Below are 18520 nucleotides of genomic sequence, written 5' to 3' on the forward strand. Positions count from 1 at the left end.
CATAATTTATCAATCCTGATCTTTATTTTTTATGAGAAAACTTTGGCATTCCAAAGGTTGGTGAGTTAAGTAAAAATGGCCAATCTTTTTGATAACCTAATCCATATTTAAACAGTGCAACTAACATACGAGCAGTTAAACCCCAAATAATTTCATTATCAATCTGTAGGCTTGGAAAATATAAAGACTGATGAGCATATCGAACTTCATAGGGTGTCGGACGCGTCTCGATAAGTTGCTGTAACGGTACAAAGAAAATTCGATCAATTTCGGTGGGCTGAGGTATTAAAGTCACCTCTGGAGGAATAAGCCCAACGATTGGTTTTACAGACAAACCGCTTCTTGCACGCTGCATCGGCAAATCACCTAACAACTGTACATCAAACGGATTTAAAGCTGTCTCTTCCTGAGCTTCTCTTAACGCTACAACAATATTACTGGTATCACTAGGATCACGCTTTCCACCCGGAAAAGAAACTTCCCCCGCATGGTTGTTCATATGTATTGAACGGCGTGTAAGCAGTACCTTTGGATTATTCTCATTCGTAATTGCAATGAGTACTGCTGCTTGTGCTTCTTGTATGCGGGTGGAAAAGCGCAATCTTTGCTGTAACTTTTGTGTTAGCAAGTGCTCTTCCATACCTTTCACCTATTATTCTGTCTCTCTTTGCATCATATCTGAAAATCAAACTTAGGGAATAGAGTTGATGCGTAAGTCTAAAAATTCAGTTATGCTGAGGCATCTCTATACTCGATGATAATTATGAGTTTCTGTGTAGCGTGTGGGCATAAAACCGAACAAAAAATTCCTTTAGGTGATCATAAAGTACGCCGTGTTTGTACTCATTGTGGAAATATTCACTATGAAAATCCCAAAGTAATCTGCGGTGCCTTAGCGTTATGGGAAGACAAAGTATTACTCTGTCGTCGTGCGATTGAACCTCGTTATGGTTTATGGACTTTGCCTGCCGGGTATATGGAATTGTTCGAAACCATGGAACAAGGTGCAGCACGCGAAACTCGTGAAGAAGCAGAAGCCGAGATAGAAATAGAACAACTGTACTGTATGTACAATATTCCGCGTATTGGTCAAATTTATGTACTTTTCAAAGCACAGCTGAAAGATGGCATTTTTGGTGCAGGTGAAGAAAGTATTGAGAGTCGTCTGTTTGAAGAGCATGAAATTCCATGGGGAGAACTAGCCTTCCCTAGTGTTGAACACACTTTAAGACATTATTTTGAAGACCGTAAAAAACAAGTGTTCCCAACCCATCTTGAAACTTTGGGGACTCGTTTAGACCATACAGGTTAATCAATTAGATAATAAAAAAGACCGCTTTAGCGGTCTTTTTTATTTACCTTTTATTTTTAAGACTTAGTTTTAATTGCTTTACAAGCTGGAATAGACTGATCGGCAAGTTTAATTGACACGGTTCCAGTAATACGTTGTGCTAATGCTTTTTCTTCATCTGTTGGTGCGGGACTAATATCCTTAATATTATTATAGACAGCTTGATAGAAAGCATACAGATTAACCCAACGCGCAGTCTTGTTGTCATAATCACTTAAATTAATACTACTACTGCTGTTTTGACCTGCTAATAGATTATAGAGGTTAATCTTAGCGCCACCCACTGAAATTGAGTCATCTATCTTATCTTCTGGGTCAGAATCTGGTTTGATTACAGAGTTAAGTCCCATCAAAATCCCATTAAGGTTACCTAACTGAGGGTGTGATAAAATCATACGAACAGGAATAGAGCTATCATTTTCAGATGACTGCGTTCCTCCAGTAGTACCAAGTCTATATTGTTGTACTCCATTACTATCAATTAAGCTATTGTCTGCTACTGTTGCACATTGACCAGACATATCTGTTGCAGTTGCAGTTGGTTTAATATCCGTACGAATATCTCCCTTTTCATTAACAACAATACCTAAATCGATAGGAGCTATCCCTGTCGTATCAAATCTGAATGTTAAGGTTGCATATAATGGGAAGACATAACGTTGACCAGAACTCACATTAGCTGCTGTCTTAAAGATTTCTTTTCCAAGATAACTAATTGGATTGGCTTTAATAATATCAAGTGAACCCTTATAGTTTTCTGTGCCTACTGTTTGTCGCCATAAACCATAATGCTGCATATTCCCTGTTGTTGAACGTGTTAATTGCTTATAAAAACCTTCACTACCCGCAACAGCATAATCGTTCATAAACTTACCTTGATAGATTTGCAAATCATTATTCGCATTGCTATCAACGCTCAAACGTAATGGCTGAGTCGATTGAATATCTTTTGAAATTGGGTTGAGCCAGCCATTTTGTTGGGTAGCAACCAGCATTTGCATTGGTTTTGCTTTGGTCCACAATAAAACTGGTGGAGCAACACCAGTCACGTTTCCTTTATCATCTTTATAGAAAGTAGCATCACCGCGCCATTGCAGACCATATCCCATTGCATAACCTTCACGGTCAGTCAGCATGAACAGGTTAGCCATCATATGACGTAAATTAGTGGTAGATTTATTAAAGCAATCTGTTAATGCCTGATTACAACCATAAAACCCAAGCGGTAGTGGAGAACTTACAGGATCTGCAAATCCTGCATAAGTTGCTTCAGTTGCCTGGAATAATGCAGCATTTGCTAAGTTCGTTACTTGAACTACAAGTGCATAAGCTTGTGCATCAGACACTTTGCTTACATCTAACCAAGGTTTGAGAAGAGTTGCATATTGTCCATTTTTCCATTCTGTTGCGGTTATATCTTGTGTCAAACTCGTCAACAGGTTTTTCTTATCTTGAGTAAATTGGGTTGGTTGTAAATCTCCTACCACATTATCGCGACGTTCAACGCCAATACTTTGGAATAACTTAACTAAAGCAATTGCTACTTTAATCGTTGGATCAGAACTACTCATTGAAGCTGGAGGCTGGCCAGTTAATGCTGTTGCCATGTCCAAAACTGTTAAATGTGTTGTTCCGTATTTTCCTAATGTATCGAGCTTTATCGTACCTAACGCAATCTTGCGGGTATTACTACCTTGTAGATAAAGCGTAATTGTTTCATCAGATTTACTACTACTGATACTACAAGCACCACCCACCGAGTTACCAACCAATTTAGTAATATAATGCTGATTCGGTGATAAGCTACAATCAAAATTCAATCCAGCAACTGGATAATTTAATTCAAAGTTTAAACAAGACTCATCTGAAATATTAGCAGCTTTACAATCCAAATTAGTGGTTGGAATTTCACCTCCACCTTGAGTAGGATCTTCATTAATTGTTGAGCCACCACCACCGCAACCATTTAATACAATTGCCAATGTGGATAATGCAAAAGGTAATAAAAAAATTTTACTCATCATCATTCCTATTTATTTTTAACGTAATACCGAAATTTTAATTTGTCCCTGATTAGATAGCTCTTGATCCGGCATATCTACAGCCGAAGATAAAGGCGTTAACATAATATAATGTGTACGTTCTGGTACCTGTAAAACACCTAAAATTGAGGCATGTTGTAAAATCGTCGCAGGATAAGACTTACTTTTAAAACCGCTAGCACCTTCCAAGACACAACCTTTTTCATCTAAGAAAACTGCAAGAGGCCAATAATATACTGGCTTGTCATTTGTTGTAGCATAAGAAGCCACTTGTATATTCTTAATAGAAGAATCTACTTTTACGACTTCGTATTCAAACTTTTCTTTAAGAGGTTTTCTCGGCCATAACCCCACTTCTTTATTTTGGGTCAGTTTTTTAATTGATTTTTTATAGCCATTAATAAAACACAAATCGTTTTCAAAAGTGCTTGCCAACTCTTTGTGCGATAGTCTCACATACGTAGGAGCTAATACCACAGAAGAGACTTGGTCTTCATGAGATCGATGTAATACGTTATCAAGGATAGATTGTCCGACGCCTTTTTTACGCTCAATAGATTCAGTACGGCCTAAACCGTCAGGCATAATATAAAAACGTTTTTTTCCTTCTAGATTAAACTCTTGATTCTCTAAATATTCGTTATTGACGTATTCAACACCATCAATGGTAGTGTACTTCGTCTCATCCTTTTTTGGTGCAACCGGTGTTGATGAAGTAACGACATTCTTAGACAAGGTTTGAACTGAATTCGATTCTACTTTTTCTTCAATCTTTTGTTGGGAAGCAGAATCCTTGATTACTGTTTTTTCTTTACTAGTTTTTAGAGTGGGCTTTTGATCAATAACTTCTGTTTTTTCTTTACTGAGTTTTGCTTGTTTTGAAACTGTAGATTGTTTATTTATCGAGATAGTTGGTGCAGTTGGTGCAGTTGGTGCAGTTGGTGCAGTTGGTGCAGTTGGTGCAGTTGGTGCAGTTGGTGCAGTATTGGAAGACTTTTTAACTAATTTAGGCAAATCTTTTGATTTTAAAGATGTTTCTGGCAATACTTGTTGTTCTGGACGAGTCGCCTTTATCTCTGGATGTGTTAATACTTTAGACGGTGCAACAGTTTGTTCCACCCTTTTACTCGGAACAATCATTGGGCGACCATCAGGACCAATAATCGTATAAAAACCGTCTGCATAAGATACAGAAACACTTGCTATTGCAACAAAAAAAATCGCAATAGCAAATCTAGGTCGAGACATCCGTTTGCAATTTAATTTTACCATTTTGTTCTATAATTTAACCCGAGTACTGTAACTTTGGTATTGGTTTTAACATCCAAACCGGCATAAGGGTTTAACAGGATATTATCAACTCCTGTTTTATTAGATAAGGTACTAGTCCCTGCTGGAATATTATCGCGGCTACGTAAGAAACCAACTGAAAGATCCAAATCTGTATCTGCATCAAAACGATATCCAATACCCAAACCAAATAATTGTGCATTATTAATTGGAATCATAGTGTTGCGTTTATCATTGGGAATAGCACTAGCACGAGGTTCATAACCCGCGCGTAACTTCAAACGATCTGTTGCCGAATACTCTAAACCAATACCCCAACTCCATGGTGAAGTAAACTTTAAAGGTAATCCTAATGAAGCATCTGTCACATCATTTGATAAAAGTTTGGCAACTTTGAGTAAGGTAATCTGTCGATCAAATTCAAATTTGAACTTATCCCATGCCGAATAGTCTGTCCAACCCACGTCAAAATTAACTTGCAAATCAGGGAATATTTTATATTTAATCCCTGCCTGAAAGTGTGCAGGATATTCCAAGTCCATCGCGGCCAAACCAGACTCAGAGTTTGGTACATTTCCCGGTAAACCGAGAATAGCGGCCAGAACCTGACCTGTAGCTGAGGAGTTTAAGCCTTTAATTAATTCTTGAGGAGCCTTAGCATTATTAATCAGGTATTTCCCTTTCATACGCATTTTAGCCGCGCTTTGGTAAACCATACCGAAGCCAAAATCGTCCGTTGGTTCCCACATTAACCCCAAGTTATAACTTGGGCTTAAAGACTGCTCCATAGAAACTTGCAGCGAACCCATTTTTTTAAAAGGGTCCATCCCTTCTTGAGTATTACATAAACCAAATAACAATAGATTAGTGATCATATCGTTATTGTCTTTAAACGGCCCACATACTACATCATCAACCATACGCAATACCCCAATCATATCATTGGGAAAACGCAAATCAGTTTTCATAGCAAGAGCGTTATAAGACATACCAACCGAAGCACCGATCGATAAATGATCATTTACTTGATAGCCAAAAGATGGAGACAAATAAGTAATTCGCTCAACAGCCACCTGCTGTCCCATGAAGTTTCCAGCATTACCATTTTCAGCGCCAAAACCTGCAATTAAAGGTGCATAAATTGCTGTAGCATAGGTCAACTTTGAGCCAGGAGGTTTATAAGCAATTCCTGCAGTTGGGGCAGCTAGTGGATAACCAGCTCCCAGATCAACCATTTTTTTTAGAATCGGTACATATAAGCTGGCATATTCAACATCACCACGTACAGGCCCTTTAAAATCAGTACAAATATTGGCTGTAACTTCTGGACCATCATTACAAACAAGAGGGTCATCTGAGTAGCCAAAAACGTTATAACCTGGAGGTGCCGAGAACTCACGTTGAATATCAAAGTTCGCTAGAATTCCTTGTACATCTGTCTGTAACCCATCAATTTTTGCTAAAGCTGCTGGGTTAAAGTGAACTGCACTAATACCCGGGGGATCTGCAGTTACTGCATTCCCCATCGAAAGTGAACGAATATCAACAGCTAGGTTTTGTCCTAATTGAGCATTGGCAAAGCTAGAAAAACCGGAGATAACAATTGCCGCCGTTAAAGGACATAATTTAGGATATTTCACCTGCATATCTCCTTATTTGGTCTTTTTGCCAAAGCCTATGAAATCTAGTGGGAAAGACAAACCAAGCGAAACATCTGGTGCATCTTCAGTTAAACCAATCCCTACCGTACCATTAACGATTGTTTCAGGTGAAACACGTACACCTAAAGCAAAAGACAACATTGCACTACTTTGGTCTGGCGACTTATATGCCTCACCGTTCTCGAACTGGAATTCTGCATCCATGTTGAAACTTTGTTGATATGACATGGTTAAAGACACATCATAGTTAAATGAATAAGCAAAACCGAATGAAAAACCGCCACTAATGCCTGGGTCAAAAGAAGTTAACGTCCTCGAACCTCGTGCCTGATTTAAACCTGTTTCTTTAAAACCATAATTGGCAGATGCCGATGCAAATAACACAACTGGATCGATATATTTACGGGTACTTGCTCCCACCCCAACAGAGTAATAACCCTTACCAGTTGAAAGCTCATCTAAACCAATTTCATAAGGACTATCGCCAGTTTTTGTTGATAGGTTACCAAATAATACCAATGGCAAACGGCCTTGCTTTAATGGGAAAGGTTCCCAGCGTGCCCCTAAAGAAATATCACCCAAACCAGCTGCAGTTGTATCTCGAACAATTTCAGACTTCGCAACGAAAGGAACGGTTGCAGATAATGTTAAGTTGTCCAATACACCATATTGAACAGTAAAACTATTCGTTAAAGTATGGTTCGCATCTTCTTCAATACGTAAACGGTTGAGTTGAGAAGAATTATCAGCTAAAGCTAAATCAATTCGAGTATCACGATAATAGGTATAATCGAGATCGTAATAAGCTGAGAATACGCCTCTTTTAATCAATGAATATTGACGCTCATTTGAAGTAAATACTTCTTGCAAATTTGTTTCTTGAGTCGCATCACCTTCTTTCTTCTGTAAGGCAGTTGCGGCTTGATCAGCTCCAGTATTTGCAGGTGTAGAAGCAGGTTCAGTAGTTACGACGTCTGTGGCTGGAGTCGTACTCACTTCCTGGGCTGAATCTGTGGCTGGAGTTACTTCTGCTGTTGTACTCGCTTCAGAAACAGCTGTAGTATTTTGTACATCTGCTTGTTGTGCAACTTGATCATCTGCATAAAGTGTACCCGTAATGGCACTTATATTTAATGCCAATACACTCATCTTCATCCATTGACTATTCATGTTTATTCCCACCTAATGTATTTATTTTACTCAATTCATATTTGATTATTTACGCTTATAGTAAAGACGCATATATGTTTCAATTGGCTGATTATAAGTTGCAGAATTTGGGTCTTTATCTAGTACCCGGCGCATGGTTGATGCTTTATTTGCTAAACGGTCATAATTGAATGTTGGATATTGCACATCCACAAAGGCATAACGGTTAACAGTGGCATCTTCCACATGACGCATATCTGAATCTTTTAGAGCCAATAAGTCTTTACGCTGCGATTCAGGAACAGAAATAACAAATAATGTATTATTATCCCAAACCTCTTTAAAACGATTTTCATCAAAGCTGATATTCCCTAATGCTGGGTCAGCAACATATACACGTCCATCTTTATAAGCTTTATATACGACAAAATGCTTAAAACCAGCATAAGAAATTGGAACAATCGCAGGTTGTCCAAGATTGACTAAATCCGAAAATTCTCCACGGTACCCCCCACTTTCTAAACCAATAGCAGTTACAAAGCGCTTCATATCAAGTAAAGAGAAACTTCGACGCTCAATAATACGTTGATATTCGCCATACTGTAGTAAGCCGCTCATGGTCTGCTGTTCAGTCAAACTAGTGCCCACATAACCATTTAAAAGTGTCGTAAGAGCAGCTGAACCACAGCTATAGTCATAAGCTTGTCGAACAATACCTCGAAACTGATCTTCTACAGCTGGTTTAATTTGAACTGGTTCAATATGATTACGGCGAAAAGATAAATTACGTGAATCGGCGGTCTCTGTATAATAAACAGTTCCCGGTGGCTTTTTTTCTATTTCGAAGGCTTCTGTCGCAAAGTAATATATCAATGCTGAGCCTAAAGCAATCTCTAACATAAGCACTTGTTCTAAATGGTGGCCTAACCGGCCTTATTCATTTTATTCTTAGAGCAATAGCTCTACATCCCTGTGTGTTGAAGATACCTTTTTTTTTTGAAAAAAACAGCCTTTTTTTACTTTTTTTTGATGAACGTTTAGTTTTATAAAAATAGAGAGACTTTTATACTTAATTTAATTTAATTCTTAAATTTAATAACTTATTTTGATCAATAAAAATATTTTTATATATAATAAAATTAGGTAATTAATAAATTAAAAAGCGCGTATTAAACGCGCTTTTTAATTAAATACTCAGATTAGTGGCCTGAGATTGTAATTGTAGAAGTCCCTACATTTAAACCTTGGATTTCAACATCACCAATTGAAGCAGCAGTATTAGAACCCAAATGTACGCCTTGTACATAAACATTCATACCTTGAGCACTATTATTTTGGATTTTCAAGCCAGTTGGTACAACTGAAATATTAGCATCAACATCTAAATCACCAGTTGTATTACCTGCGCCACGAACCATAACTTTATCAAGAACAATTTGACCGCCACCTGCAGCGTCGTTAATACCAAAGTTAGATAAAGTTAAACCACCTTTTAAAGCAGAGTTTACTTTGATCATTGCGCCTTGTGGAGTAGCACCTAGTTGTACATTCGCTGAAATCGCACCTAAAGATAAATCTAAACCAGAGATAATTTCAGTTGGAGCAGTTTCAGTAATACCACGTACAGCAGTAGTCGTATTTAATGTACCAGAAGTACCCACACCAATAGAACCAACACTTACATTAACAGCGCCTACATTTGCAGCAACGTTTAAAAACGCGCCATTATTACCAGCTGCACCAACGCTATCAATTTTCAGATCTAACAAATTTGTTGTTGGATCTACTTGTGTAACCCCTACTCCGCTTACTACAATCGCACCCGCAGTTGCTGCAGCACCTGTAATACCTGTAGCAGGATCTAGACCATCATTGTCATGAATAAATACTTTATCGATAGAAATACCGCCAGCACCTAAAGCGATACCGATGTTAATACCATCTTGACCTGTAGCAGCACTAAGCGCAGCATCGTCCATTGACTGCATTGCCATTGCATTTGTACTGATAGCTAAAGAAGAAACTAAAGCAAGTTTAGTGAACATTTTCATTGAGCACTCTCCCAAGAGCATTTATTTTTTGACTTTAACCACTCTCATTGTCTCAAGTCGCATTTTTCTTTATATGGCAACCGAAACTTCCAATCCTTGAGTAGTTTTGCTTAGCAATTACTAAATTACATGTACGTTACTTTTTGTTCAACTAGTGTTGTGCATTTTTTGCCAATTACCCGACAAACGGTACACCTTAAGTTTTACTTAATAAATATTCATAAACATATAAAATCTTAAGCTGTAATTATGCTTGTTTTATCAGCAAAAAGTTTTCTATATAAAAGTCTTCCTCCTGATGAACTATGACTTGTAGTAAACTATGTTCTCTCATTAACCACTACCCTATTTAAAAATGTCTCAGTTAAAGAAAAAAATCTCTTTACATGGTAAAAGTGCCGCCGATATTTTAAAAAAGTTACAAGGGTTAACTGGGCTTGTTTATTTAAATGACAATAACAATCCAATTATTGGATTCCTTCCTCAAAAGTATATTCTTTTTCAAGATGAAAGTTATCTAGAGTTTCAACATCAAAATTTTAATGAATATAGAAATATATCAAAATTAAATCACTTAATAGACTTTACCCAATTCAAAGAGAATAATTCACAAGTAAATATTAACGCTACAACAAGTTTTACAGGGGGGTATATTGGTTTTATCAGTTATGATTTTTCTGCTCATCAGTTTATTGACATACAAAACCATATACAGCCCTCTTTATTTTTAGGCCAATATCATTCTTTTTTAAAATATATAGATAATGATTGGTATTTTTTTAGTGATGAACCAGATGCACTTGAGCTATTCTCATATATTGAAAATAGAATAGAGAATACTATTTCTAATCATTCTAAAAATATATTTGAATTAAAAACTACTATTCAGCCAAGGTGGTCTAAAAAACAATATTTTAAAGCTTTTTATAAAATACAAGAATATATTAAAGCTGGTGATTGCTATCAAATTAATTTAACCCAAGAATTTAAAGCTGATTTCAATGGGTCTTTATTAAATAAAGCAACAGATTTATGGAGTCTTACTAATGCGCCATATGCAGGATATTTAAAATTAGATAATTTTGAATTATTAAGTTGTTCCCCAGAGCTTTTTATTGAGTTCAATCAAAATAAACAAATTAAGACAAGACCTATTAAAGGAACAATGCCTCGCTATAAAAATGTAGAAAAAGATTTTATTTCAAAACAAACCTTAAAAAACTCTCAAAAAGATCAAGCAGAGAATGTCATGATCGTTGATTTATTACGTAATGATTTGAGCATTTATGCCAATACAGGATCAGTAAAAACAACAAAACTATTTGAGATTGAAAGTTTCAATCAAGTACATCACATGGTAAGCGAAATCGTTGCGACCCTTAAAGATGATGTTAATCCTATGCAAATGTTGCTCTCTGCCTTACCTGGAGGATCAATCACAGGTGCTCCGAAAATTCGGGCAATGCAGATTATTGAAGAGTTAGAGGAAGCAGCAAGAGGTGCATATTGCGGGACATTGGGCTATTTCAATTTTGATGGAACAGGCCGCTGGAACATTCTTATCCGCAGTTTCCAACAATATCAAAATCAGCTTTCTTTATGGGCTGGTGGTGGTATTACAATTGCATCAAATGCTGAAGCAGAATATCAAGAGAGTCTTGATAAAGTCTCTGCTATGCTGAACCTAATGAACAGCACAGCAGAGTAAAATTTACAGAATATTTTGTTCTAATGTTTGTATTAAACGCATATTTTGCTCATCAGTTCCTACTGTAATCCGTAAGAATTGATTAATACGCGGCTTATTGAAATAGCGCACAATAATGCCCTGCTCACGTAATTGCTGTGCAAGTTGACCTGCATCATGCAATGAATGTGAAGCAAAAATAAAGTTCGCTTTAGATGGCAAAACTTTAAAGCCTAAAGTAGTTAAATCATCTACTAGCTTTTCACGACTAGAAATAACTTTCTGGCATTGCTCTTCAAAATAAGCTTGATCTTCAAAAGACGCTACAGCTGCTGCAATTGCAAAACGGTCAATAGGATATGAATTAAAACTATTTTTAACAGCTTCAAGAGCTGCAATTAAATGAGGCTGAGCAATCGCGAAGCCAACGCGTAAACCCGCAAGAGACCGAGATTTTGAAGTTGTTTGGCACACCACCAAATTCTCATAGCGGTTTACCAAACTGACAGCGGATTCTGCACCAAAATCAACATAAGCTTCATCAATCACAACCACTCGATCTGGATTCGCTTTTAAGATTTGTTCAATTTCCTGCAAACCTAGGGCAATACTTGTTGGTGCATTAGGGTTCGTAATAATAACCCCCCCATTTGGTTGCACATAATCCTTAACGTCTATCTCAAAATTTTCATTGAGTGGAATTTCTTTAGTTTTTGTTCCAAAGAACTGACTGTAAACTGGATAAAAACTATAAGTGATATCTGGATACAGAATCGGTTCATCTTGAAGAAAAAATGCTTTAAAAATATGAGCAAGTACTTCATCTGAACCATTACCAACGAAAACTTGAGATACTTCAATATTCTGTTGTTTAGCAATTGCTTGCTTTAAAGCTGTTGCATCTGGATCTGGATATAAACGCAATGCATCAGCTTGTTGAGTTAAAACAGCTTGAACTGCTTCGACTACTTTTGGTGAAGGTGGATATGGATTTTCATTCGTATTGAGTTTCAATAAATTCTGAATTTTAGGCTGCTCACCCGGAACATAAGGTTCTAATTCACGAACTTCTGGACTCCAAAAGCGCATTTGTGCTGTAGATAAAGTCATGGTCTTATCTCAAAAAAGGGCTGAAAAACAGCCCTGAGTAATAATTAAAAAACTACAAGGTTTATAAACTTATTGATAACGATAGCGAGCTGAGCGTGCATGGGCATCCAAGTTCTCTTGGACAGCTAATATGTCGGCTGTTTTAGCTAACGTTTTAACCCCATCTTTCGAACACATAATCAAGCTCGAACGCTTTTGGAAATCATAAACGCCTAAAGGAGAAGAAAAACGAGCTGTTCCAGAAGTCGGCAATACATGGTTTGGACCTGCACAATAGTCACCAATTGCTTCAGGTGTATAACGTCCCATGAAAATTGCTCCAGCATGACGAATATATTCGCTCATGGCTTCGGCATCATCTAAGCAAAGTTCTAAATGCTCTGGTGCAACCTGATTAATCAATTCAATTGCTTCTGCACGGTCTTTGACTAATACCAAAGCACCACGGTTTTCAATTGAAGTTCGAGCAATATCTGCCTTTGGCAATTCATTTAAATGCTTTTCAATTGCCAACTCGACTGCATTAAGCAAAGCTTCATCTGGAGTGATAAAAATAGCTTGAGCAACTGTGTCATGTTCAGCTTGAGATAAAACATCCATAGCTAACCAATCTGCATTATTCTCGCCTTCTGCGTATACTAAAATTTCAGAAGGTCCAGCAATCATATCAATCCCGACTTGACCAAATACAGCACGTTTAGCAGCTGCTACAAAACGATTCCCAGGACCAGTAATTTTATCTACAGGGGGAATAGTTTGAGTACCATAAGCAAGAGCTGCTACAGCTTGAGCCCCACCAATGGTGAATACTCGGCTAACCCCAGCAAGGTAAGCTGCCGCAAGGACCAATGGATTCAGTTCACCATTAGGTGCTGGAACAACCATAATAATTTCAGGTACACCTGCAACATGGGCTGGTACAGCATTCATTAAAACTGAAGATGGATAAGAGGCTAAACCGCCTGGTACATAAATACCTACACGGTCTAGAGGTGTCACTTTTTGCCCTAATGTATTACCCAAATCATCTATATAAGTCCAGCTATCTTGTTTCTGAGCTTCATGAAATGTACGAATACGAGTTGCTGCTAACTGAAGAGCATCGCGAATTTCTGGATTTAAATTATCAAAAGCAGTTTTAAGTTGTTGTTGAGATAATTCTAAATCTGAGAATTGATGCGCTGGATGTCGATCGAACTGTTGAGTGAGCTTTAAAACATGATCATCACCATGCTGACGAACATCAGCAATAATTTGATCTACTGTTTGCACTAAATTAAGATCATTTACGGTTTCAAATGCTAAAAGCTCAGCAAAAACCTGTTTGAAGTTCTGATCTTGAGTCGATAAACGTCGCATCAATTTACCCACAAGGCGAAAAAGAAAAACCAAGTTTACTCTTTTTCTAAGCGCTTGTGGGCATCATCTGAAGCAACTATCACAAAAGCATGATGGGAAATTGCTTTTAACGTGATTGAACGGCTTCCTCAAGCTGTGAAATGATTGGATTTAATAGAGTTTGCTTACGTTTAAAACTAGCTTTATTTACAATTAAACGTGAAGAAACTTTGCAAATTTCCTCTAATGGTTCAAGACCATTCGCTCTGAGCGTATTACCAGTATCGACCACATCCACAATGTAATCACCCAACCCGACCAAAGGCGCTAACTCCATAGAACCATAGAGTTTAATTACATCAACTTGCTCACCTAAGCTTGCATAATACTGACGTGTAAGATTGACATACTTCGTGGCAATTTTTAAACGGCCTTTTGGATGCTCCATTCCTACTTTACCAGCAGTCATTAATTTACACTTAGCGATTTTCAGATCAAGTAGCTCATATACATGCTGAGCACCATGTTCCATCAACACATCTTTACCTGCTACACCTAGATCTGCTGCACCATTTTCCACATAGGTAGGCACATCAGATGCACGTAAAATTAAAATACGTACTTGCTTATGTGTAGTAGGAAAAATCAGTTTACGGGACTTTTCCGGATCTTCCAGCAAATTAATGCCCGCTGTAGCTAGCAAAGGTAACGTCTCTTTTAAGATACGCCCTTTACTAAGTGCCAAGGTCAAACCATGATCAAAATTGCCCATCACATCAAAATTAGGATCATCGTTTCTTACATCATTCATTAACTTACTCGCTTAATTTTGGCACCTAAACCTTGAAGTTTCTCTTCGACATGCTCATAACCACGGTCAATATGGTAGATACGATCGATTAAGGTATCTCCCTCTGCAACTAAAGCTGCCAAAACTAAAGAGAATGAAGCACGCAAATCTGTTGCCATTACAGGTGCTGCCTGTAATGTTTCTACTCCAGTTACAATTGCATCGTGACCTTCGACCTGAATATTAGCCCCCATGCGTGACAACTCAGGAACATGCATAAAACGATTTTCAAAAATCGTTTCAGAAATCGTTGCAAATCCACGACCGATAGCATTTACAGCCATAAGCTGAGCTTGCATATCTGTAGGAAACTCTGGATGGGGCAAAGTTCTAAAACTTACAGCTTTAGGGCGTTTGCCTAACATATCAAGTTCGATCCAGTCATCGCCACGAGTAACTTCAGCACCCATTTCTTCAAACTTATCCAAAACAGATTCAAGTAATGCAGGGTCAGTATGGGTAGTTTTGACACGACCACCCGTAATTGCAGCAGCAGCTAAATAAGAACCTGTTTCGATACGATCAGCTACAACAGCATATTCACAGCCGTGCAAACTTTCTACTCCAGTTACAACTAAAGTATCAGTATCAATACCTTCAATCTTAGCACCCATTTTAATGAGCATTTGAGCAAGGTCAGTAATCTCAGGTTCACGAGCTGCATTACGAATAGTTGTAACACCATCAGCTAGTGCAGCAGCCATCAAGATGTTTTCAGTACCGCCAACGGTAACCATATCGAAAACAACTTCGCCACCTTTTAAACGACCTTCAACTGAAGCATGGACATAACCATTTTCAACTTCAATATGTGCACCTAAAGCTTCTAAGGCTTTTAAATGCTGATCAACTGGACGTGATCCAATTGCACAACCACCCGGTAAAGAAACTTTGGCATTACCATAACGTGCTAATAATGGTCCTAAAACCAAAATTGAGGCACGCATTGTTTTTACCAATTCATAAGGAGCAAATTGATTATCTAAAGTAGAGGTATCAGCTTTTACTGTGTCATTTTCATAGCCGATTGTAACCCCTAATCCACCAATCAACTTAACCAAAGTATTTACATCTTTAAGATTTGGAACGTTGGTAATCGTAATTGGTGAATCTGCAAGAATAGTTGCAGCAAGTAATGGTAAAGCCGCATTTTTAGCACCAGAAATGCGCACTTCCCCTTCGAGCTTAACACCACCCGTAATTAAAAATTTATCCATTAATATTTAAGCTCCGAAAAGGCTTGCTTTACGCCATTCATCTTTGGTCATTGCACGAATTGTTACCGCGTGAACCTCGCCACTTGCAATATAAGTATTTAATGGTGCATAAACTAATTGTTGGCGAGCAACAGTACGCTTACCGTCAAATTGATCATCCACAATACGGAGGTCAAATTTTCCGGCCTGTCCGCTCACCGCTACTTCCGCTTCAGGGAAAGCTTCTTTTAAAATTTGAGTGAGCTGTTCACTATTCATTGCAAAGACCTCTGACACAACCTAAGGTGTAAAACGAAGTATTTTACTATAACTTTTTCAAAGAATTCAGTACGTGTTTATATTTTATCAATAAAAAAGAGGCTATCTTTCAAGCCTCTCTCAACTATATAAAACTTATTAAGCAGAAACAGTAACTTGCGAATAAGTACACTGCATTTTCCGATATTTTAATAATTGTTTTTTTAATTTTTCAGTAAGCTTTTTAATTGAAGTATACATGTCATCAGCAGTTGCCTGAGCAAACAACTCAATTCCCGGCAACCTTACAATAGCCTCTGCAACATGGTTTGAACTACCTTTATGAGAGCGCTTATCAATTTGATGATCTTTTGTTAATTTAATCTGCATACTATTCACCTGATCTAGATGTTTCGTTAACTGATTAAATTTTGATTTAATATTTTCTTCTATAGCTGGTGTAATTGCTAAATGATGTCCACGAATCGTTATTTGCATAATTCTATCCCTCACCTTTTTTAGGTTATCTAAAGAAGAACCAAAACGATTTAATGCTATCAAAAAGAAAACTTGGGACAATTAAACCATTTTAGTTACTCTCTTGGTGAAAATGAAATTTCATTATTTCGTCATAATGAATTCCTAGAATAGTCATACTTCAAAATTCAGATCAAGACTTTTCTCTCAGACGACGAAGGAATATGTAACGATTCTCGATATTTTGCAACCGTTCTTCGAGCCACTTCAATTCCCTCATCCTTTAATAATGTAGCAATTACATTATCTGACAAAGGTTTACGTGGATTTTCATTTGCGACCAATTTTTTGATCATTGCACGAATCGCAGTAGAAGAAGCCTCTCCCCCAGCAGTTGTTCCTACATGGCTAGAGAAAAAATATTTCAACTCAAACAGACCACGAGGCGTAAGCATATACTTATTTGTAGTGACCCGAGAAACTGTAGATTCATGCAATTCAACCTCTTCCGCCACATCTCGAAGAACAAGCGGCTTCATTGCCTCAGGACCTATCTCCAAAAAAGCTTTTTGATGCTCCACAATACAAGAAGCTACTTTTAATAATGTTTTATGCCTTTCATCAATACTCTTAATAAAATTTTTCGCCTCAAGCATTTGATTACGTAAATATAAATTATCCTCGCTCTGATCTGCCCTACGAATCATACTCGAGTAAAAGGAATTAATTCGTAATTTAGGAAGTACATCTGGATTTAGCTGAACCTGCCAATGTAAATCTTTTTTTGAAACGACTACATCTGGAATTTGATAATCAGATTCTTGCTTATCAAAATCCATACCAGGATATGGTTTTAATGTCTTTAAAAGGTCGATTGCAAATTTTAGTTGGTCTCTCGTTAGGCCTGTTTGTTTGAGTAGCTTATTTAGGTCATTTGCTATTAAAAGCTCATAATGCTGCAATAAGCTTTTTGCCTCGATTAAGTACTCAACATCTTTGGGTAGAAATTCGAGCTGTACCTTTAAGCATTCCGCTAAATTACGTGAACCAATCCCTAATGGATCAAGACGTTGAATATGCTTCAAAACAACTAAAACTTCATCCTCTTCAATTTCTTCCTCAATATCCATTTCATTTAACAATTGTTGTGCTGCTAAAATTATTTCTTCTATTTCAGCATCTAAAAACCCTTTATCATCTAATGCATCAACAATACAATAAGCAATTAATTGATCTATTTTAGAGAAATGCAAAAGATTAACTTGCTCTAAAATATGTTCCTTTAGAGATAATTGAACTTGGCGATTATCCTCACGCTCTTCAAATTCTGGAGTAGCTAAAGCCGTCGATTGATGTGTATAAACATCATCCCACTCGGTATCGACTGGCAAATCATCAGGCAAATGGTTTGCATTTAGTTCAGTTGTCAAATCATCTGATTCTTTACTTTCTAATGTAGACAGACTTTCCGTTAATGACTCTTCTTCTATTTTTTCAAGTAAAGGATTACTATCTAATTGAATCTGAATTTCCTGTTCTAGCTCTAAACTAGAGAGTTGTAATAAACGAATCGCCTGCTGCAATTGAGGTGTTAACGATAAAGAATTCGCAACTTTCAATCCAACAGATAATTTCATATATTTTAGTTTCCATAAAACAAGCAAAAATCATGCCTATTCAACATTTATAACATATAGTCTCCATTTGTTATACATATCCAAATGAATTTTCTAGAAGAAAAAATAGATTTTTCCAATTATAAAAATAATGTTATTAAATTAATTCTATCAAACATGGTTCCAAAGACAGTAGACACAACTCTTTAGGTAAAAATTTAATTAGAAGGAGCTAGCCCTTTTCTAATATTGTTTAATTAAAGGCTCTTTCTACCTACAATTTTTTATTGAATTTAAAGATTTAAGTCCATAAATCTCATTTAGATTTTTAAAATCTTATAGGCATAAAAAAACACCCCCAGTATAAGTGGGGGTGTTTAGAATAATGAGCTGGCGATGACTTACTCTCACATGGGTAACCCCACACTACCATCAGCGCTAAGA

16 protein-coding genes are annotated in these 18520 nt (G+C 37.1%); 2 read left to right on the plus strand and 14 right to left on the minus strand.

The features are described 5' to 3' along the window. Positions 1-22 precede the first annotated feature (22 nt). The gene (locus KTI78_RS10320; protein WP_080649504.1) at positions 23-649 is read right to left on the minus strand and encodes a CoA pyrophosphatase; all 627 of its coding nucleotides are present in this window, start codon (positions 647-649) and stop codon (positions 23-25) included. Positions 650-763: 114 nt separating this feature from the next. Here KTI78_RS10320 and KTI78_RS10325 point away from each other — a divergent pair, with 114 nt between their 5' ends. Then, complete coding sequence (locus KTI78_RS10325) at positions 764-1312, plus strand: NUDIX hydrolase (protein ID WP_002115876.1); 549 nt, start codon at positions 764-766, stop codon at positions 1310-1312. A 56-nt stretch (positions 1313-1368) separates the two neighbouring features. Here KTI78_RS10325 and KTI78_RS10330 read toward each other — a convergent pair whose 3' ends face one another. From KTI78_RS10330 to KTI78_RS10355, 6 genes are all read right to left on the minus strand, one after another. Continuing rightward, on the minus strand, positions 1369-3378 hold the full coding sequence (locus tag KTI78_RS10330; protein WP_262446033.1) for a protein FilF: 2010 nt from the start codon (positions 3376-3378) through the stop codon (positions 1369-1371). 12 nt (positions 3379-3390) lie between these two features. Further along, the gene (gene filE, locus KTI78_RS10335) at positions 3391-4641 is read right to left on the minus strand and encodes a putative pilus assembly protein FilE (protein WP_262446034.1); all 1251 of its coding nucleotides are present in this window, start codon (positions 4639-4641) and stop codon (positions 3391-3393) included. 17 nt (positions 4642-4658) lie between these two features. Further along, positions 4659-6323: an OmpP1/FadL family transporter gene (locus tag KTI78_RS10340; RefSeq protein ID WP_016142142.1), complete on the minus strand. Its 1665-nt coding sequence runs from the start codon at positions 6321-6323 to the stop codon at positions 4659-4661. Positions 6324-6335: 12 nt separating this feature from the next. Beyond that, positions 6336-7514 (minus strand): hypothetical protein, encoded by a 1179-nt coding sequence (locus KTI78_RS10345; RefSeq protein WP_262446035.1) that lies wholly within the window; start codon positions 7512-7514, stop codon positions 6336-6338. 45 nt (positions 7515-7559) lie between these two features. Further along, on the minus strand, positions 7560-8393 hold the full coding sequence (locus tag KTI78_RS10350) for a C39 family peptidase (RefSeq protein WP_224993386.1): 834 nt from the start codon (positions 8391-8393) through the stop codon (positions 7560-7562). A 299-nt stretch (positions 8394-8692) separates the two neighbouring features. Beyond that, the gene (locus KTI78_RS10355) at positions 8693-9544 is read right to left on the minus strand and encodes a DUF6160 family protein (RefSeq protein WP_262446036.1); all 852 of its coding nucleotides are present in this window, start codon (positions 9542-9544) and stop codon (positions 8693-8695) included. A gap of 355 nt (positions 9545-9899) precedes the next feature. On the opposite strand from KTI78_RS10355, the gene KTI78_RS10360 reads away from it, so the two are divergent. After that, entirely contained in the window at positions 9900-11252 is a 1353-nt protein-coding gene (locus tag KTI78_RS10360; RefSeq protein ID WP_262446037.1) for an anthranilate synthase component I family protein, read from the plus strand. 3 nt (positions 11253-11255) lie between these two features. Here KTI78_RS10360 and hisC read toward each other — a convergent pair whose 3' ends face one another. The 7 genes from hisC to KTI78_RS10395 all read right to left on the minus strand — a co-directional run bounded on the left by hisC (position 11256) and on the right by KTI78_RS10395 (position 18097). After that, complete coding sequence (gene hisC / locus KTI78_RS10365; protein WP_262446038.1) at positions 11256-12341, minus strand: histidinol-phosphate transaminase; 1086 nt, start codon at positions 12339-12341, stop codon at positions 11256-11258. A 69-nt stretch (positions 12342-12410) separates the two neighbouring features. Then, a complete protein-coding gene (gene hisD, locus KTI78_RS10370; RefSeq protein WP_239968741.1) occupies positions 12411-13700 on the minus strand; it encodes a histidinol dehydrogenase in 1290 nt (429 codons plus the stop codon). A 106-nt stretch (positions 13701-13806) separates the two neighbouring features. Next, positions 13807-14490: an ATP phosphoribosyltransferase gene (gene hisG, locus KTI78_RS10375; protein WP_262446039.1), complete on the minus strand. Its 684-nt coding sequence runs from the start codon at positions 14488-14490 to the stop codon at positions 13807-13809. Continuing rightward, positions 14490-15746: a UDP-N-acetylglucosamine 1-carboxyvinyltransferase gene (gene murA, locus KTI78_RS10380; RefSeq protein WP_016142150.1), complete on the minus strand. Its 1257-nt coding sequence runs from the start codon at positions 15744-15746 to the stop codon at positions 14490-14492. The genes hisG and murA overlap by 1 nt, the downstream gene beginning before the upstream one ends. Before the next feature lie 6 nt (positions 15747-15752). Next, positions 15753-16004: a BolA family iron metabolism protein IbaG gene (gene ibaG, locus KTI78_RS10385; RefSeq protein WP_002115399.1), complete on the minus strand. Its 252-nt coding sequence runs from the start codon at positions 16002-16004 to the stop codon at positions 15753-15755. A gap of 138 nt (positions 16005-16142) precedes the next feature. Next, positions 16143-16481: a ribosome hibernation-promoting factor, HPF/YfiA family gene (gene hpf / locus KTI78_RS10390; RefSeq protein ID WP_016142151.1), complete on the minus strand. Its 339-nt coding sequence runs from the start codon at positions 16479-16481 to the stop codon at positions 16143-16145. 167 nt (positions 16482-16648) lie between these two features. Continuing rightward, positions 16649-18097, minus strand: coding sequence for an RNA polymerase factor sigma-54 (locus tag KTI78_RS10395; RefSeq protein WP_239968740.1), 1449 nt, complete (start codon positions 18095-18097; stop codon positions 16649-16651). Positions 18098-18520: the final 423 nt, after the last annotated feature.

Source organism: Acinetobacter sp. WU_MDCI_Abxe161 (assembly GCF_025514355.1).
Lineage (GTDB): Bacteria > Pseudomonadota > Gammaproteobacteria > Pseudomonadales > Moraxellaceae > Acinetobacter > Acinetobacter pittii_E.